Origin of the sequence: Streptomyces sp. NPDC088812 (assembly GCF_044750285.1) — a bacterium.
In the GTDB taxonomy this organism is placed as follows: domain Bacteria; phylum Actinomycetota; class Actinomycetes; order Streptomycetales; family Streptomycetaceae; genus Streptomyces.
Genome location: NZ_JBIVJP010000002.1, coordinates 424,078 through 441,630 on the forward strand (window position 1 = coordinate 424,078; position 17,553 = coordinate 441,630).

At 69.9% G+C, this 17,553-nt stretch carries 20 protein-coding genes; 11 read left to right on the top strand and 9 right to left on the bottom strand.

The genetic code is table 11. From position 1 onward, the window contains the following. The first annotated feature begins 52 nt into the window (after window positions 1-52). Window positions 53-1,081, top strand: a complete 1,029-nt coding sequence (locus ACIP67_RS05710; protein WP_401687840.1) for a helix-turn-helix transcriptional regulator — start codon at window positions 53-55, stop codon at window positions 1,079-1,081. On the opposite strand, the gene ACIP67_RS05715 is transcribed toward ACIP67_RS05710, so the two are convergent. From ACIP67_RS05715 to ACIP67_RS05725, 3 genes are all read right to left on the bottom strand, one after another. After that, window positions 1,059-1,724: a YdcF family protein gene (locus tag ACIP67_RS05715; RefSeq protein WP_401687842.1), complete on the bottom strand. Its 666-nt coding sequence runs from the start codon at window positions 1,722-1,724 to the stop codon at window positions 1,059-1,061. The genes ACIP67_RS05710 and ACIP67_RS05715 overlap by 23 nt on opposite strands. A 106-nt stretch (window positions 1,725-1,830) precedes the next feature. Then, window positions 1,831-2,085, bottom strand: coding sequence for a DUF397 domain-containing protein (locus ACIP67_RS05720; protein ID WP_401687845.1), 255 nt, complete (start codon window positions 2,083-2,085; stop codon window positions 1,831-1,833). Continuing rightward, on the bottom strand, window positions 2,082-2,957 hold the full coding sequence (locus tag ACIP67_RS05725; RefSeq protein ID WP_401687847.1) for a helix-turn-helix domain-containing protein: 876 nt from the start codon (window positions 2,955-2,957) through the stop codon (window positions 2,082-2,084). Before ACIP67_RS05725 ends, ACIP67_RS05720 begins: the two co-directional genes overlap by 4 nt. 121 nt (window positions 2,958-3,078) lie before the next feature. On the opposite strand from ACIP67_RS05725, the gene ACIP67_RS05730 reads away from it, so the two are divergent. The 5 genes from ACIP67_RS05730 (at window position 3,079) to ACIP67_RS05750 (ending at window position 10,977) form a co-directional block, all read left to right on the top strand. Next, window positions 3,079-3,537 (top strand): ATP-binding protein, encoded by a 459-nt coding sequence (locus tag ACIP67_RS05730; RefSeq protein WP_401687850.1) that lies wholly within the window; start codon window positions 3,079-3,081, stop codon window positions 3,535-3,537. 212 nt (window positions 3,538-3,749) lie between these two features. Further along, window positions 3,750-4,628, top strand: coding sequence for a helix-turn-helix domain-containing protein (locus ACIP67_RS05735; RefSeq protein ID WP_401687853.1), 879 nt, complete (start codon window positions 3,750-3,752; stop codon window positions 4,626-4,628). Window positions 4,629-4,647: 19 nt separating this feature from the next. Then, window positions 4,648-4,995, top strand: coding sequence for a hypothetical protein (locus tag ACIP67_RS05740; RefSeq protein ID WP_401687856.1), 348 nt, complete (start codon window positions 4,648-4,650; stop codon window positions 4,993-4,995). An 82-nt stretch (window positions 4,996-5,077) separates the two neighbouring features. Then, window positions 5,078-5,677, top strand: a complete 600-nt coding sequence (locus tag ACIP67_RS05745; protein ID WP_401687859.1) for a Uma2 family endonuclease — start codon at window positions 5,078-5,080, stop codon at window positions 5,675-5,677. 86 nt (window positions 5,678-5,763) lie between these two features. Further along, a complete protein-coding gene (locus ACIP67_RS05750; protein ID WP_401687862.1) occupies window positions 5,764-10,977 on the top strand; it encodes a hypothetical protein in 5,214 nt (1,737 codons plus the stop codon). A gap of 52 nt (window positions 10,978-11,029) precedes the next feature. Here ACIP67_RS05750 and ACIP67_RS05755 read toward each other — a convergent pair whose 3' ends face one another. The 3 genes from ACIP67_RS05755 to ACIP67_RS05765 form a co-directional block, all read right to left on the bottom strand. Continuing rightward, complete coding sequence (locus ACIP67_RS05755; RefSeq protein WP_401687865.1) at window positions 11,030-11,953, bottom strand: M12 family metallopeptidase; 924 nt, start codon at window positions 11,951-11,953, stop codon at window positions 11,030-11,032. Between the two features lie 161 nt (window positions 11,954-12,114). Next, the gene (locus ACIP67_RS05760; RefSeq protein ID WP_401687868.1) at window positions 12,115-12,456 is read right to left on the bottom strand and encodes a hypothetical protein; all 342 of its coding nucleotides are present in this window, start codon (window positions 12,454-12,456) and stop codon (window positions 12,115-12,117) included. Between the two features lie 2 nt (window positions 12,457-12,458). Next, a complete protein-coding gene (locus ACIP67_RS05765) occupies window positions 12,459-12,719 on the bottom strand; it encodes a hypothetical protein (protein ID WP_401687870.1) in 261 nt (86 codons plus the stop codon). A 391-nt stretch (window positions 12,720-13,110) separates the two neighbouring features. On the opposite strand from ACIP67_RS05765, the gene ACIP67_RS05770 reads away from it, so the two are divergent. Both ACIP67_RS05770 and ACIP67_RS05775 read left to right on the top strand, forming a co-directional pair. After that, window positions 13,111-13,446: a transposase family protein gene (locus tag ACIP67_RS05770; protein WP_401687873.1), complete on the top strand. Its 336-nt coding sequence runs from the start codon at window positions 13,111-13,113 to the stop codon at window positions 13,444-13,446. 403 nt (window positions 13,447-13,849) lie between these two features. Further along, entirely contained in the window at window positions 13,850-13,993 is a 144-nt protein-coding gene (locus ACIP67_RS05775; protein ID WP_401687876.1) for a hypothetical protein, read from the top strand. Between the two features lie 2 nt (window positions 13,994-13,995). On the opposite strand, the gene ACIP67_RS05780 is transcribed toward ACIP67_RS05775, so the two are convergent. The 3 genes from ACIP67_RS05780 to ACIP67_RS05790 form a co-directional block, all read right to left on the bottom strand. Next, window positions 13,996-14,115 carry a DUF397 domain-containing protein gene (locus ACIP67_RS05780; RefSeq protein WP_401688136.1) on the bottom strand — a complete coding sequence of 40 codons (120 nt, stop codon included), beginning with the start codon at window positions 14,113-14,115 and terminating at the stop codon, window positions 13,996-13,998. 66 nt (window positions 14,116-14,181) lie between these two features. Next, the gene (locus tag ACIP67_RS05785; RefSeq protein ID WP_401687880.1) at window positions 14,182-15,036 is read right to left on the bottom strand and encodes a helix-turn-helix domain-containing protein; all 855 of its coding nucleotides are present in this window, start codon (window positions 15,034-15,036) and stop codon (window positions 14,182-14,184) included. Between the two features lie 7 nt (window positions 15,037-15,043). Next, the gene (locus ACIP67_RS05790; RefSeq protein ID WP_401687883.1) at window positions 15,044-15,568 is read right to left on the bottom strand and encodes a DUF6879 family protein; all 525 of its coding nucleotides are present in this window, start codon (window positions 15,566-15,568) and stop codon (window positions 15,044-15,046) included. A 332-nt stretch (window positions 15,569-15,900) separates the two neighbouring features. On the opposite strand from ACIP67_RS05790, the gene ACIP67_RS05795 reads away from it, so the two are divergent. The 3 genes from ACIP67_RS05795 (at window position 15,901) to ACIP67_RS05805 (ending at window position 17,551) form a co-directional block, all read left to right on the top strand. Further along, window positions 15,901-16,269: a hypothetical protein gene (locus ACIP67_RS05795; RefSeq protein ID WP_401687886.1), complete on the top strand. Its 369-nt coding sequence runs from the start codon at window positions 15,901-15,903 to the stop codon at window positions 16,267-16,269. A gap of 322 nt (window positions 16,270-16,591) precedes the next feature. Beyond that, window positions 16,592-17,047, top strand: coding sequence for a hypothetical protein (locus tag ACIP67_RS05800; RefSeq protein WP_401687889.1), 456 nt, complete (start codon window positions 16,592-16,594; stop codon window positions 17,045-17,047). A 75-nt stretch (window positions 17,048-17,122) separates the two neighbouring features. Continuing rightward, window positions 17,123-17,551, top strand: a complete 429-nt coding sequence (locus tag ACIP67_RS05805; RefSeq protein WP_401687891.1) for a hypothetical protein — start codon at window positions 17,123-17,125, stop codon at window positions 17,549-17,551. Window positions 17,552-17,553: the final 2 nt, after the last annotated feature.

Consider the following 17,553-nt stretch of genomic DNA (forward strand, 5'->3'; position numbering starts at 1 on the left):
TATGCCGGGACCAGGACAGTTCCGGTCCTGGTCATGCGGGACACTTCACGGCGTGATCAGCACATCCGCCCGCCTGCTGCGACTGGTCTCCTTGCTGTCCGCGCGGCCGTCGTGGACGTGCGGCGAGCTGGCCGACCGGATGGCGGTCACCGAGCGCACGGTGCGGCGGGACATCGCGAGGCTCCGGGAACTCGGCTACGGCGTCGAGTCCGACCCCGGGCCATGGGGCGGTTACCGCCTCCGCGCCGGATCCCGCGTGCCGCCGTTGCTCCTCGACGACGAAGAGGCACTCGCCGTGGCCATCGGGCTGCGCGAAGCCGCGCTCAGCGGCGTCCTCGGCGGAGACCAGGCCGCGCTCTCCGCCCTGCTGAAGCTCCGTCAGGTCCTGCCGGGCCGGATCGCGGACCGGCTGGGCGAGATGGACGCCGCCTTCGTCCACACCCCACGGCCCGACGCGCCGCAGATCGCGCCCGGCATGCTGCTGGAACTGGCCGGCGCGTGTCGCCGGGCGGAGCGTTGCCGCCTGTCGTACCGCGACCGGGAGGGGACAGCCACGGTCCGGGACGTCGACCCGTACCGCCTGGTGCACACGGGACGCCGTTGGTACTTCGTCGCCCTGGACGTGACGCGGGACGAGTGGCGTACCTTCCGGGCCGACAGGGTCGGCCGGATAGAGCCGACCGGGCGCCCGGTGGAACTCATCGACCCACCTGACCCGGCTCTGCTCGTCTCCCGCTCCATCGCGACCGGCGCCTACCCGCTCCACGTGACGATCCGCCTCCCGCTGCCCATGGACCAGGCGCTGCGACTGATCCCGCGGACGGTCGGCACCCACCGCCCGGAAGGCCCCGACGCCACGATCGTCGACATCGGCGGCCCCGACGCGGACGGGCTCGCCAGGTACCTCCTCAGCCTGGCCACACCACTGCGGGTCCTGTCACCGGACGCCGTCCGGGAAGCCCTGCTGCGCCGCACCCGGGAACTGTCCGAGGCCAACGCGAACGGTCAGCCCGTAGTCCGCCTGGTGGATCGCGTACAGCCCGGCAGCGGCAGGAGGATCAGCGAAGGAGGCGACGGGTGAAGCCTTCGCGGATGAGGGATTCGTACGCTGCATGCACGTCCTCCGGGACCTCCTGCTCGATGGCGAATCCGAGCTTCGGATACTCGATGATCCGCTGAAGATCGCCGATGAGCATGTCCAGGACCAGCTTCTCGTCGCCGATGGACTTCACGTAGTCGTCGAACTCCAGCGGCTCCGACGCGCAGATGATCTCGACGTCGGGCCACAGCTTGCGGGCGGTCGCGAACGACCGCCTCTCCATATAGGGCTTCGAGACCAGCAGCACCCTGGTCGGGTGAATGCCGGCCGCCGCGAGGACCTCACGGGACAGGGTGATGTTCTGTCCCGTGTTACCCGCGTTGGGCTCCAGCAGGATCGCGTCGGCGGGGACACCGAGGTCGAGGGCGTGCTCGCGGAAGTGGACGGCCTCGCCACGCGGGAAGACCTTGGCGGTGGTGGGGCTGCTGCCGCCGGTGAACACCAGGTGGGGGAAGAGCCCTGCGCGATACAGCTCGGCGGTGTGGGCCGCGACGCCGAGGTCGTGGCTTCCCAGCCCGATCGCCACATCGACGGGCCCCAGCTCATGGTGCATCCGGTGGTAGTCCCAGATCAGCTCCGCCTGGCGCCGCTGACCTTCGGTGGTGAACTGCTGATCGTCGCTCACGCGTGTTTTCCCTGGTCAGCATTTGCCGGGGCCTTCTGGTGGGCCACCGATCGGTCGCCGCCTTCCGCCCCTACACCCTGCGGGTGATGCGAAGCCTGTGAGCGCCTCAGTCCCGGACGGCGGCGTACCGGACGAAGCGCGCCCAGGGCTGGGGTGCGAGGGCGAGGCGGGGGCCGTCGGTGACCTTGGAGTCGCGGATGTGGATGGTGGAGGGGGTGGGGGCTACTTCGAGGCAGGAATCGCCCTCGCTGCTGCTGCTGTAGCTGCTCTTGAACCAGGCCAGGGCGACTTCTACGCAGGAGTCGCCGTCCGGGCCGTCGCTGTAGCTGCTCTTGAACCACACCAGGTCTTCGCGGGTCATGTCTCTCCCAGCAATTGCTCGATGAAGGCCAGCGACTCCCTGGGTGTGAGAGCCTGCGCCCGGATGGTGCCATACCGCAGCTCAAGGATCCGCAGCTGCTTCGGGTCCGAGATGGGCCGACCGTTGTAGGCACCGTCGGAACGGCCGAGCGCCGTGCCGTCCGGGAACTTCAGCACCTCGATCCTTCCGCTCAGTCCGGGATGGGCGTCCGAGTTGGTCGGCATGACCTGGAACGTGACGTTACGCAACTCTGCGACTTCCAGCAGATGTTCGAGTTGCTGACGCCACACCATTGTGCCTCCGACCGGCCGACGCAGTGTCGCCTCTTCCTGGACGAAGCTGAGCGCAGGCGCAGGCGACCTCTCGAAGATTGCTTTCCTCGCCATGCGCGCGGCCACCCGCCGCTCCGCGTCCTCCGGTGAGTACGTCGGCTGCCAGACGTCGAGCAGCGCCCGCGCGTGCGCCGGGGTCTGCAACAAACCATGGAGACTCAACCCGACATACACGCCGAGCTCGATCGCCTTCGTCTCCAACTCGGTGATTTCCCGGACCTTCTTGGGATAGCTGACCCTCTCCACATCCGCCTTCATCGCCGAGAGCAACCCACCCGCCCCCAGCACCTCGTCCGCCTTGTCCAGGTACTCCGGTCGGGGAATCCGCTTCCCGCCCTCGATCTTGTAGACGAGGTCCTCGCCGTACCCGACCGCCGTCGCGAACTCGGTGGCCCGCATGCCCACCGCCTCGCGCCGCAGACGCAGTTGGCGTCCGACCGTGGCGACGACCGCGACGCCCCACTCGTCGTCGGGGTCGACCTCCCACCCCGGCTCGTCCGCTTCCCCCTTGAGGCGTGCCGCCTCTCCGTCGACCAGCATTCCGTGCCGCCTCTCCGCCCCGCCGACATGCCCGGACACGACCGGACAAGCGACCGACAGTGACCCTACGTATCGATGTCGTCACTGTTCACGGTAGGCGAGCCCGGCCACTCTGGGTGACGTGATCCACGAAACACACCAACTCGACTCGCCCCTGCGCAACTTCCACGCGCAGCTGTCCCCCACGCCTCGCGGAGCCCGGCTCGCCCGACTGCTCGCCACCGAGCAACTCCGCACCTGGGGGCTCCCGGCCGACCCTGCCGCGCTGATCGTCGCCGAGCTGGCGGCCAACGCCGTCACGCACGGCCGGGCCGACGGCCGCGACTTCCGGCTGCTGCTGTACGTCGTCGGCGACACCCTGCGCATCGAGGTCTCGGACACGCGCGGTGACCGTACGCCGTGCGTCGAGCGGGTGTCCCCGGACAGCGAGTCCGGGCGGGGGCTGGTTCTCGTGGACGCGCTGGCGGCGCGGTGGGGAGTCTGCGAGGGACCGGCGTCGCGCAAGACCGTCTGGGCCGAGGTGTCTCTGGCACCGGAACTCGCGTCCCCGTGCTCCGGTGACACGGGCGGTCTCTTTTAAGAACCACCAGGGTGAAAGAACCCCACCAAGCCCCACCCCTCCCGCCCGCACGGCAAACTCACCCGGGTGGGTGAAAATGCCAACTCGGCGGGGTTTGGTGGGCATTGCCTGCCCTACGCTCAGCGCGACGACAGCAGACATGCGTCGGCCCCCGCCGGGACTGCCATCCCAGTGCGAGGGCCTGACCACCGAGGAAGGCAAACACTTCCCAGATGGGTAACGAAAACCCTAGCGCGCCTGCGCGCTCCCAGTCCCGGCTTGGCGCCAACCACCACCCGAACCGGCGGTGTCCAGGCGGCTTGCTGCACGAGAACGCCCGCCACACCACCCACTTCACGGTGGTCGGCAACCACCTGGCCCAGCACCCCGAGCTCTCGCTGCTGGCGATCGGGCTGGGCGTGCACATCCAGTCGCTGCCGAAGGGCGCCCGCGTGGACATCAAGTCCCTCGCCGCCCGCTTCCCCGAGGGCGCGACGCGGATCGCCGCCGCCCTGCGGGAGCTGGAGGCGCACGGCTACTTGCGGCGCGAGCGCACCCGCGTGCCCGGCGGCCGGATCGTCACCCGCACGATCTCCTGCAACCGGCCCGGCCACCCCCGTGAGGCGACGACGATGACGGTGGCCGACGACCGCCGCCCCGCGCCCGCGCGGCAGCGCCCGGCCGCACCCCGCAAGGCCGCCCTGCCGGACGTCCCCCGTCCCTCCGCACCCGCCGCCGCTGCCCTGCACCAGACGGCGACGGACCTCCTCGCCTCCCTCCGCCGGCTCGACTCCCGCCTCCTCCTCTCGGCGGCCGACACGGCCCACCTGGCGCCGGGTGTCGCCGCCTGGCTGGAACGCGAGGTCACCCCCACGGCCGTACGCCACGCGCTCACCTCCGGCCTCCCCGAGGAGCCGCTGCACCGCCCGGCGGCCCTCCTGGCCCACCGCCTCACCGCCCTGCTCCCGCCGCCCCCACCCGTCCGGCCGCCCGGCCCGCCCCCGCCCGCCCGGCACCCCTTCCAGACCTGCCCCGGCTGCGACCGCCCCTTCCGCGCCCCGGAGCCGGGCCGCTGCCGCGACTGCCGCGATCACGTCCACACGGATGTCTGACTGCCCCCTGGAGGACACCATGAGCACTCAGGCCGACCAGGGGCACGACCTGATCCCGCGTCCCGCGCAGACCCCCGACGCCCTTCGCGCCGCCCTCGCCGTCGTCGCGCCCGGCCGTTTGGGAGAGATGCAGGCCACGCAGGACGAGGCGTTCGCCAAAGCGGTCGAATGGCAGTCCCTCAGTCCTGTGCGGAGCTGGGTCCTGACCTGGGCCAGGGATACGGAGATCGCCCGCCGTCCCGACCTCTCCAGCCGCTACGCCCAGGCCAGGAGCGACCTGGAGCACGAGGACGCCGTCATCGCGCAGGACGCCCTCAAGGAGCTGAGCGCCGTACTGGACGACGCGATGGAGGCGGTACGCGAGTGACCTGGGCCATCACCCCCAAAGGCCACCTAGCATGAGAGCGACGATCCTTGCCCCTGGGCACAGACGACGAGGAGCGAGCGCCATGACCATCGCCCCGGACGACGCGCGGCAGGACGCCTCCCACCGGTACCGGGCCATGCGGGACTTCGTTCAGTCCATGGACGACACCCTCCCCGGGAAGTTCGAGGTCACCAAGGAAGGAATCGTCCACGACATGATGGCGCCCGTCGGTCCGCACGAGCTGACCACCCTGCACCTGCGCAAACGTCTCGAAAAGGTGATGCCTGACGAGATCGTGGCCCACACGGGCGAACCGGACGTCGAAGACGAACCCGAGGGCATCATGCGCCGCCCCGACGTCATGGTGATCGCCATGGCCGACATGGAGGTCCCGGGCAGTTTCAGTGCCCGCACACTCATCGCCGCCGTCGAGGTCGTCTCCCGCTCCAACCCGGACAACGACTGGGTCGCCAAGATGCGCGACTACCCGCTGATGGGCGTCCCCGTCTACGCGGTCTTCGACCCGCGCACCGGCACCGGCGCCGTCCTCTCCGACATCCACCCCACCCCCGACGGCCCCCGTTACGCCACCCGCAAGGACTTCGTCTACGGCGAGGACGTCACCGTCGCCGAGTGGACGATCTCCACGGAGGGCCTGCCGCTGTACCCGGACCCCCGCTGACCGGCGACGATGACCATTTGTCGTACACGAGTTGAACACTCGTCGCTCAGCCCCCGCAGGCGGCCGGCCGTTCCTACGCTGACGCGGTGCGAGGACAGCGGCAGGCGACCGACGAGCGGCTCGGCAGCATTCCCGAGCGGTCACCCAGGGCTCTCCGGGCTCCCCGGGCGCCGCGCCAGGCGCCCCCCCTGCTCGGTCTCCAGCAGACGGCGGGCAACGCGGCGACCGCCCGTGCCCTGAGCACCGGCGGACCCTCCACCGCCCAGGACAGGGCACCCCTCGACGCCATCACCGAGGTCGCCGACGACTCCCTCGAACTCCCCCCGTACCTCAAGGACATGGACGCCCCCGGGCTGTCCTCCGCGTACGGGCTCACCGGGCACGAGTTCGTCGCCACCACCCTCGTCACCGTCGTCGGCCACCGCGACGAGACCATCGACGACATCGCCGCCGAACTCGCCGGCCGCCCCGAGAGCTTCTACGGGCAGGGCCGCGCCTTCGCCGTCACCGGGCCGAAGGGCCGGGACCGCTACGACGTCACGGTCACCGTGACGCCCGCCGACGACGACCGCCCGCCGACCTTCTCCCTCGCGCACGCGGACCCCGAGGGCGCGGCGACCAAGATCGACATGCATCACAACACGGGCGCCACCGTCGCCCAGTCCACCGGCTCCTCCGCCGCCAAGGGCGCCACCTTCACCGCGTTCGGGCTGGCGCCCGTCGCCCCGGCCGTGTGGGCGGGCGGGGCGGTCACCGCGTCCGCGCAGCCCTGGCAGTCGTCCCGCGACTCCCGCAGCCAGCGCAACGTCGCCGAACCCCGCGTCCTGCGCAGCGACAAGGGCTCGGTGGAGGTGCCGCGGAAGGTGCGCTACGGCGTACGGATCGCCAAAGACGGCACCCCGGGGGCCCAGAACTTCGCCGCGACCGGCGGGCTCACCATGCGGGTGCCGACCGAGCACCTGGTGCCGGTGTCCATGGGCGCCCCGGCCCGGCCGCGCCGGGTGAGCGCCGCGACCTCCCGGCGGGTGTCGCTGGCCGACTCCGTGGCCCCGCTCGCCGTCGCCGACCGGGCCGCGCCGCACGGGGGCGGCGGCGGGCTGTTCGACGCGGTCGCCTCCGTGCTGAACCCCTCCCTGACCTCGCCGGGCGCCCCCGGCCGGGCCCGGCTGTACGAGGCGACGGCCGCCTCGACCGTGCTGGAGGACATGCCCCGGCTGCTGCGCGACGGCGTCGTCGGCGAGGACCTCACCAGCCGGGACGGCCAGACCACCGGCACCTACCGGATGCGCGCCGCGATCACCGCGCTGGCCCCCGGCTGGGGCACCGGCAAGACCCAGCTGCGCACCCACCAGCAGACCCAGCAGTCGGTGACGGACACCGCCGGGAAGGGCCGGGGCGGTACCTTCGGCGCCGGTCCCGCGATGGGCGTGGGCGTCCTCGGCAGCGCCGCCGCCGTGCGCGGCACCGTCATGCCGATCACCGGCGCCCGCAAGGCCCGGTTCACGGTCGCCGACCAGACCGTCTCCAGCCGGCAGGGCGCGGAGGTCCGCGGCGACAAGGTCCTCTACCTGGGCACCGTCCGCTTCACCGTCGAGGGCAGCGGCCCCGAGTCGCCCCTGGTCAAGGGCGACCGTACGGCCCACCACGCCATGAAGGTGTGGATCACCCTGCGCGCCGACGAGGCGCAGGAACTGGGGCTGCCGCTGCCGGACGGGATCACCGCCGGGGACTTCCTCACCCGGCCGGAACGGCCCGCCGACGACCCCAAGGGCAAGGGGAAGGCCAAGGCCAAGAAGGGCAAGGGCCGAGCGCCGGTCACCCTCCGTCAGGACGAGGCCGGGAGCTCCACCGGGCCGGGCACCCTCGCCGGGCAGGAGACCGAGGAGGCGGTCGACACCGTGGACGCCGCGGAGGAGGTGCCCGAGCACCTCGTGCGGCACCTGCCCTTCGGCGCCATGGGGTCGAGCGTGGCGATCAGCCAGCTGGACACCGCGCCGATGATGAAGGCGGTGCTGGGCCTCTTCGCCACCGACCCGCGCCTCGCCGGCTACCTGCCCGCCTTCGGCGCGGAGCGGCAGGCGGGGAAGGTCAGCGCGGAGGAGGCGGAGGTCCAGCGGCGCAACTACCGCGAGCTGGTGACCGTCCTGTCGGAGACCAACCTCCGCGTCCACAAGGACCAGCTGCTGTCCACCGGCGTACGGGTGCGGCTGCGCCGCAAGAGCACCTTCCACGCGCACGACGTGCAGCTGCGGGTCACCGGCTCGCTCCGGGAGACCGGCTACCTCGGCGACGCCAAGGACTGGCTCGTGCGCAGCCACACCGGCGTCACCACCAGCGCGCAGAGCGGGCGGGCCAGCTCCCGCACCATCGGCGGCATGGCCCTCGGCCAGTTCCGGCTGATCCCCGGCGCCCTCACCGCCTCCGTCCGCGCCGACAAGACCCGTACCACGACCCGGCGCGGACAGGCCGGGCCGACCACCCGCACCGACATCCTCACCAACGGCTCCGAGGACGCGAGCGCGTTCGGCGCCGCGCTCGGGCTGAACGTCGACGTCACCATGACCAGCCGGCAGCGCAAGGCGGCCCGCGCCCTCACCCCCGGCGCCCCCGGCCATGACGTGCCCGAGGCCAAGACCCTCGCCGGACTGCGGCTGGACGAGCAGGACGTACGGCTGCTCACCCCGACCGCGTTCACCCTCGACGACGAGGGCAAGCAGCGGCTGGACGACGCGACCGCCGCGCGCACCGCCGCCCACCGGGACGTCCGCACGGACTTCGCGGCGGCCGGCATCGGCGACCTCGCCGGGCTCGCGCCCCGCCAGCTGGGCGGCAAGGGGGTGCGGGACTGGACGCTGGTGGAGACCGTCGGCGACGGGCAGCCCGTGCGGGACCTGGCGTTCGAGCTGCTGGCGAAGGCCGCCGCCCGCAACAAGGAGGCCCGCGAGGACCGCGCCCTCCAGACGGAGGGACTGGCGCCCCGCGCCACCCTGGAGGACCGCTTCAGCCCGCAGGCCCTCAACGCCGCGCTGCGGCAGGGCGTCTCCGCCGGATGGGTGGTGAAGAACCTGCGCCACCCGCGCCGCCTGAACGGGCTGTCCGGCGCGGTCGGCACCCGGTTCGCGCTCACCGGCCCGCGGATCGTGCACCAGGGCACCGGCCCCGGCACCGAGACGTTCGTGCTGGGCGGCCACCAGGTCACCGGCCAGGAGGGCAAGAGCCACGGCACGTCCGTGCAGGGCGGCCTGATGGGCTCGGAGAACGGCCCCGAATGGCGCCTCGGCGAGGGGGTGTCCGCCGGCCGCAGCCTGGGGTCGGGCGACACCTCCGCGCTCACCCTCTCCGGCACGGTCGAACGCAACGCCCACACCCCCCGCAAGAGCCCGCTGTACCTCGTCCAGTGCGACCTCGTGCTGCGCATGGTCGCCGAGGTGGCGGTCACCGGCGGCGGCCCGTACGTCGCCCGGGGCGGGCGTACGGCGCCGGGCGCGGTGTCGGTGTGGATGACGGAGGCGCAGGTGCGGGCGGCGGGGCTGCGGCTGCCGGGGGAGACCTCCGCGGACAAGGACGGCGGCAAGGGCAAGGGTAAGGGCAAGGACGCCGCGCCCGCCGGGAAGGACGGCACGTCCGCCAAGGGCAAGGAGACCGCCCGGGACGACGGCACCGCGCGGGATTCGGCGGCCGGGGGCGCCTCGACGTCGACCTCCCTCGTGCCCCCCGCCCCCGTCCCCGACCTCGCCCAGGGGCTGCCGCTGGGTTTCGGGATGATCGAGGACCTGCCCGACTTCGTGCCGCTGCTGGAGCGGCTGCGCGGCCGGATGGACCGCTCCCTCGCCGAGGACCTGCTGCCGCGCACCCTGTCGACGGACCGCAACGACAACGTGCAGCGGCTGCTGCGGGTCCTCGACCGGGACGGCTCGGCGGGCCTGCTGTCGAGCGCGATGGACGGCGGCGTGGGCGTCGAGCTGTTCGACGGGCGCAAACGGCCCTACCGGGCGGTGTTCCACGTCCGGCGGACCGGGCGGGGCAAGTACGCGGAGACCGCGTCCGACGGGCGGGACATGGAGTACATCACCTCCGCCGCCGCGCAGAAGGCCTCCGCGCACGACGAGAGCGACTCCCGGGGCGTCGAGGCCGTCCTCGCGGGCGCCGGGAAACCCGACGGCGGCGTCGGGCAGCTCAAGAGCGTCGGCGGGACGGGCGGCCTGGGACTCGGGTGGAGCGACTCGCGGCGCACCGCGTCCACCGGACGGGCCCAGCTCGGCGTCAAGACCGTCGCCGAGGCGTCCTCCGCGTCCTCGTCCCGGATGAGCGTGCCGATCGACGCCACCCTGGAACTGTGGAACGGCAACCGCCGGATCGCCCTCACCGGGCTGACCGGGCTGACCCTGACCCACCGTGTCCTCGACGCCGACCTCCACGCCCTGTCCCGGGTCACGCCCGTGCCGCCCCGGCAGGTCGGGCGGCGGGCCGCCGCAGCCTCCGACGCCCGCGCCGACCGGATCGGGTCCTGGCGGGCCGACGGCGTGCGCCTGCCGATGGAGGCGCAGGTCAACGGCTTCCAGGGCACGCCCAGGGTGCAGCAGGCGGTCGACGAGGCCGTCCAGCGGGCCGGCGGCGGCGACCGCTTCCGTACCGGCGGCGAGGCGGCCTTCCACCTGCTGCGCGAGGCGGTCTCCACCGAGTGGCTGATCTCGGCGCTGCCGCTGCTGACCTCCGCGGGCGTGGACCTGCCGCCGGTGCACGCGACCGGCGTGTCCGGCCAGGACCTGCGCGCCTCGCTGCACGCGCGGCTGCGCGAGGGCCGGGTGCTGGGCGTCGGCGACAACATGACCTTCGAGACGGTCGCGCAGAGCGGCCTGGACGCGCCGCGTCCGACGGGCGCGGACGGGCAGCAGGCCAACGAGCACGGCTCGTCGGCGCGCGGCCTGTTCGGCGCGGGCGTGCTCAACGCGGACGAGTTCCGTATGAACCAGCTCTACGCCACGGTCGACGGCTCCGGCAGCGGCACGTCGACCGCCGCGAACGCGGCCGGCTCGATGCCGATGCACAAGCCGAAGTTCGCGTCCGTACTGGTGCAGTTCACGCTGGACGTACGGGTGGTGGCGCGGGTGACGAACCGGGTGCGCGGCGGCCGCCCGTCGGTGGCCGTGCAGGAGGTCACCCTCCCGGCCCCCGTGGTGATCCGCATGCCGGACCCGGCGGTCCGCCGGCTGCTCACCGACCCGACGAACGCGGGACGGCTGAGCGACCCGGACGACCGGCTGGGGCTGCGCGCGGCGGCACCGCCCGAGGGGTCCTAGGGGTATCGGTCAGGGAAGGCCGGCCCGGCGGTTCCGGGCCGGCCGGCGTCGGTCACCAGTACATGACCGACGCGTTCCCCCCACCCCACGTGGCGTACATCCGGAGGCGGAGGACGTACCGGCGGCCCGCGAAGAGCTTGACCTCGAAGCGGCCGTTGCGGTCCTCACCGCTGTCGTCCTCACCGGTGACGAAGCGCAGGTCCTCGTCCGTGCCCTCGAAGAGGACCATCCGCACATCGGCGTCGCCGAAGGTGCCGAACCGGTACTTCTGGCTCTTCTCCGGGACGATCTCGAAATCGGCCTGCTCCCCGCTGCCGAGGCCGAGGACCGCCGACCGGAACGGCTGGAGCGCGTCCATGTGCGGGGCCAGCGGCGGATACCACGTGCGTACGTACTCCTTGTCCCGGTCGGACAGCCCCTTCGGGGAGGGGACACCGTTCCGGTACGCCTCCGGCCGCTTGATCAGACCCGGCCCGAACCCGTAGTGCATGATCGACTTCGGGTCCCAGTCCGAACCGCTCACCTGGTCCGTGGAGAGTTTCCGGACGATGTTGTGGAAGGTCGTCTCCGGTGGCCAGTTGTTGGGCGGGCCGCCCATGTACGCGTACAGCTTCGGCTCGTCCCACTCGATCCCCGCGAACGGGTTCTGGTGTTCGTGGTTGAAGCCGATCGCGTGCCCTATCTCGTGCCTGACCGTGGTCTTGCCGTAGGGCGAGGTCGGATCCCAGCCGAAGTTCATCGTGGCGTCGTCGACACCGATGCCGAGACAGTCCGTGCCGACGTACGACCAGGATCCGTCATCGGCGAAGGTGATCCGGATCTCCGATTCCGCGGGATTGTCCTCGGGGCGGAACCGCAATCCGATCCCGAGGTCCTCCCACTCCTGGAAACCGTCGTGGACCTCGGCCAGCCACTCCTTCTCCACACCGTTGTCGGCGCCGTCGAGGAAGCAGTACCGCAGCGGTGTACCGTTCACCCATTTCGAGTGGTTCTGCAGTATCGCTCTGGTCCGCGGAAGGCTGAGATCCGGGCGGAGCGCGGGAATTCTCTGCGGGGGCTGGGCGCAATACTGCGGAGTTTCGTTGTCGTTCTGAGCGACCATGACGATTGCTCCTGGGTCCTGCTCGTGGTCGGGGCTCACAGATCGACGTTCACGCCGCCGGGAAAGGCGTACGTGTCGTGCTCACGCATCGTCACCGTCTTCCACGCGGCGGTCGAACCGATACCCAGGCAGGAGTCGAACGGGTAGAGGTAGGTGTAGACAGGCCCGTAGCGGCCCTCCCACTTGTTCCCGTCGTCGGATTCGGCGTACCAGTAGAAGAACTGGTTGTTGTTGGGCGCGATGAGGATCCGCTCGTAGGGCTTGATGCGCCACCAGCCCACGGTCCGGTAGTTGCCGTAGGCCCCGCAGGCCTGCGAGTCCCAGTACATCCCGACGACCTGGATCGTCGAGGAATGGCTGTTGCGGAAGTACGGCATGATCATGCTCCTTGCTGCCGGGAGGCTTCCACGTGCTCGCGCCAGCGCTGGGCGAGCGTGGTCCGCGGCACGTCCTCCACCGCCACGACGGGAGGTCGCCGCACCGCCGTGGCCTCGTCGGCGCCGGCGGCCGGTGCCTCGTCGTGGACCGTCGAGTCGAGCCCGCCCCGGGCGTCCTCCTCGGGCGCCTCCTGAAGCAGTTCGACACCCGGCTCGAAATTCTGGAGCGGAGCCGGGAATCCGGTCGGTTGATTGTTGGACATGTCGAAACACCCCGTCGCTTTCCCCTGGCGCGGGTATCCCGAACCCTTCCGCAGCGAAACTGATCGACCTTTGAAGGGCCCGGCCCGGCCCGGCCTGTCGTGCGATATCGAAACGTTCAACGGGTGATTACCGTCGGCTGCCGCGGAATCCCGCCGAACTGATTCCCCTACCACCGATCCTGCTCCTGGTCCTACCGTTGCGCATCCCGAAAACCGCGTTCACCGCGCCAATTCACGGCATGCCGGCCCGACGGAGGAGACACAGGGTTTCGGCGTAGTCACCTGACGCCCGGTCCGTGATGATCTGCCAGTTCGGTGGCGCGCGGAACGTGACAGGCACGGCTTCCAAGATCATGGAGTTCTCTACACCCCGTGATCCGAGTGGAAGACCGTGCCTGTCGACGCATCATCGCTGATCCCGCCTGCCCTCGACCAGCTCCGCAAGCATCCCGAGGTCATATCCGACGAGGTCCCGCGCCTGCTGAAGCGGCTGGCAGAGGCGCCCGACCCGCGAGACCCACGCGGCGTACGGCACGCTCTGGTTGCCGTGCTCGCGTTGACCGCGTGCGTGGTTCTGGCGGGGGCGACCTCTGTGCTGGCAGTCAGCGAGTGGATCGCCGACGCCCCGCCGCACATCCTGGAACGCCTCGGCATACGTCTCGCCCCACTGTCCCCGAAGCGGTTCCTGCCTGCGCCGTCAAGACGGTCTACGCCGTCACCAGCCTGACCGCCGAGCAGGCCACCGCTGCCCAGCTCGCCGAACTCGTCCGCGATCACTGAAAGCTCGAAACCCTGCACCACGTCCGCGACACCACCTTCGCCGAGGACGCCTCCCAGCTGCGGACCGGCAACGCACCCCGCGCGATGGCCACCTGGCGCAACCTCGCCATCGGCGCCCTCCGCACAGCCGGAGTGAAGAACATCGCGGCCAGCCTCCGCCGCAACGCCCGCGACCCTAGCCGCCCCCTCGCACTCCTCGGTCTCGGTGATCACACACCGGACGTCATGCGACTACGCCGAAGCCCTGGCCGAGCATGCAGACGAGTGGACCGGTGACAACTTCAACGAAGCGGCTGCGGTCCTTCACTAGGAGGTCGGCGCGGTCGTCTCCGCAAGCGGCATGAACCCTGATGCGCAGGACCACTTCCGCGAGACGTTCCTCGCCCCTGTCCCGGGACGGCATCGCCGACGCCGGCAGGACCGCAGTCGAGACCGGCCGAGGCTGGAACAAGGGCGCGGGACCTCTCCTCGTCGTCCTCACCCCGGCCGCCTGACGCTAAGCCTGCCTGGCGAACTCTACGAACGCCGCCCAGGACGAAGGCCAAACGGTCATGGTGCCGAGGTCGCGATCCTTCGTGTCTCGGACCATGACCCTCTTCGGGTCATTGTCAGCCACCTCGACGCAGGTCTCGGTTCCCGTGTACGAACTCGTGCGCCAGTTGGGTGTCATGGTCATCGTCTCCTAGTCGGTCGGTATCCCGTCAAAGTGCTGAACGGCGGCGAATATGAGGTCTCGAACGGCTGTCCCGTAGACAGCTGACTGTTTCAAGAGGGCGAACGCTTTGGTGTACAGCTCGATCTCTCTCGGTTGCGTGACCGAGAACTCGGCCGAGTACGTCTCGACGAGAACGAGCTTGTCATCGAACATCGAGAAGGAATTGCCAGGCCATATGTGCACAGGGGCGGATCGGGGGACGATGCCCAGGCTCAGCCGAGGGAGCCGCATCACCGTCAACAGTCGATCGAGTTGCCCCTTCATCACGTCCGGTCCGCCGAAGTTGGTGTACAGCGCCTGCTCGGCGAGTAGCACATTGAAGATCCGGTCACCCCGATAGAGGTACTGCTGACGCTCAAGCCGTTTGGCCGTCGCGGCTTCCGTGTCGTCAGGGATCTCATAGAAGTCGCGGACTTGCTTGAAGGTCTCAGCCGCGTACTCAGCGGTCTGGAGCGTCCCCCAGACGAGCGTGGGGTGCCAGATCCGGAAGACCTTGGTCTTCGAGTAGACGGGTAGGGCTTTGCTCTGCCTCTTCTCTGCCCCGGTCGCCAATTGCCGGCGCCACTCAAGCCAAAGCTCGTCGATGTGACGAACTGTGGCGATCAGGTCATCCACCCGATCTTCGCGATCGGTCTTCCGGCACCAGGCTCGAATGTCTTGCTCGCTTGCGTTCTGCTTCCCGTTCTCGATGCGGGAAACCTTGGACTCCTGCCACCCAATAGCCAGCGCGAATGCCCGGCCGCTCGCGAACCCCGCATCCTTGCGGAAGCCGCGAAGCCGGGCACCCAGCGCCTCTCGTGCTTCTTGTGCTTGGTTGCTCACTGAAGGGTCAGGGCTTGTACTCGGCGTGGGGAATGGCGACGGCCCAGAGCAGGTCGCGCAAGCGGATGCACTCGGCCACGAGGTCGGGGTCTTCGACGATCTCAGACCCGAGCACTCTCCCCTCGGGGTCGAAGTGGCCCACGGCGAGAAGGCGATCGTCGTACAGCCACCAGTCGTTCCCTTGCACGGGGAACGTGACGCCTTCAGGCAGGAGGTGTCGCGGCAGCCAACGGATGTCCTCGCCGGTCTCGATGTTGAGGTCTGTGAGCGAGTGTTCCCAGGTGACGTACTGGCTGTGCGGCTCCGTGACCACACGAACGCGGCGCACGGTCTTACCTTCGCTCGTCGCGCCCTTGATCAGCGCCTTCCAGTCGTCGAGCCAGGCGTAGTCGTCGGGCTCGCCCCTCTTCCAGCGGGCATACGGCGTGTCTTCGATCGGCGAGCCGTAGTCGTCCCTCAGCTCCAGGTGGAAGGCGTCCCGTTCGAACTGTTTGAACAGCTCGTCACGCTGCGCGGGAGTGATCAGGTCCACTGTCTTCCTCCAGTAGGGCCGTGATCGAGGACTTGGGGACCTCGATGCAGGTCTCATAGTCGGGCATGCGCATCTGGCTCAGGGCTTGAGCGTGGGGCTGTCTCCGGGAGTGGAGTTCTTACCGAGGAACGTTAGCCGCATGGCTGCTCTCCCGTCCGCTGTCTTGCGCCGGATTGCGCGACAAGACGATGTTCGCGAGGCAGTTCGAGGCCGTCAATCGACTTGCTGCAAACTCGCGCAATCTCCTTGGGGCTTGGAAACCAACCGCTCTACGTTCGACCACGGACCCAACCCGCCCAGGCGGCATCGAGGGGAGAAGCGTGGTGGCGAGTGTGACCGAGGAACGCGCAATCACGGAGGCCGAGGCCAACAGCTTGACCGTCCACGTGGAGTCGATCTCTGCGACTGTCGACCTGGCTTGGGGCATGAAGCTCAGCACGTCGACGCGCACGGACATTGACGACAGAACCGGCGAGCTGATCGGGCACCTGAACGTTCTCGTGGGACAGCCCCTCGGCGAGGAGGACAGCCAGGACACCGTGCGGCTCCTCCGCATGGTGGAACGCCACGTGGCCGCAAGTAACCGGCCGACAAAGCTCGCCCCTGCCCACGACGCCTACGCCTACATGCGCGACTCGGCCATCTTCGCCAGTACGTTGCTGTCGGTCTACCAGAAGGCCAACGGAGCCAAAGAGGGATGACCGCCAAGGGACGGCTGGTGGGCCTCTGCTGGCTCTGCCGGAAGCCGGACCAGTCCGTGATCTTCATAGGCCCTGTGACGGTAAACGGCGTCACGGCTCCAGGCTTCGCCTGCGAAGGGTGCTGTGACTGGTCTCGCAGGTACATCCGAGCCTCCATCGAACAGTTGGACGCACGTCGCGCCTCATAGCTCCTCGCTCGTCCGTCGTTCCCCCGTACGGACGGGCGAGGCCCGAGCACCCACCCCCGGCTTTGGACGTCACAAGTCGGGCCGGGGGTGGGTCAGCAAGTGCACATCAGACCTGAGGAAGAGAGGACTTCCGAATGACTGTGGCACCCGAAAGGCCGGTCGCTCTGCGGCAGGGTCGCGACCTCGTGTCGCCCGAGCTGTTCGAGCGCCTGGTGGACTTCTGCGCCGAGGAGTACGGGCACGAGCGCTCCATGGCCGAGCAGATCATGAACGAGGCCCTCGCGTTCCTGGACGTGATGGGCCAGACCGGTGAGGGCATGTCGCCCTCTCAGGTCGTGGACCCCGGCTGGCACACGTTCATGCTCCACAGCCCGGAGTACACCGAATGGTGCATGACGCGGTACGACCGCTACCTCCACCACGCCCCGAACAGTCGCTACCGCGACCGCTCCGTCATGGTCGACGTGGTGACCAAGATCCGGGCCCACGGCTACGAGGTCGACGAACGGCTGTGGGGCACCAAGGCCGACTGCAACGAGCCCACGTGCTGCGGCGACGGCCCGTGCTGCGGCGACGGCCCGTGCTGCTGATTCCGGCCGCTGTCAGTGGCAGCCACTAGAGTCCGGCCCTCACGGTCCGGGACTCTGTATGAATAGGGAGTTTTCATGGCAACTGCCGAAGCATCCAAGGGCCGGGACAGGGTCACCGTCTACAGCATGTTCGGGCCCGTCTTCGGCTACGCGAGCACGATCGTGGAGGACCAACAGGTCGCCTACATCGGTCCGCTGACGCCGGGCGTCAACTGGCGAAAGCTCTGGCAGATGGCAGAGAGGTGCCACAACGACGGCGCCTCGGAAATCAGAAAGGCCCAGTGGATCATCTCGCAGGCGTCCCGCGCATTCATCTGCGGCAGTGACGTTGTCGTGAAGCTCCCCGACTCAGACTGGGAGATGGAGCCTGGTGGTTGGTTCGTGGAGCTCGACGGCTCCTGGTGCAACCAGGACGTATTGGTCACCGGCAACCTCACGGTGCCGGACCTCACCGCCGAGCAGATCGAATCGAAGTTCACCTACTACCCGCAGTACGCGGGATGACG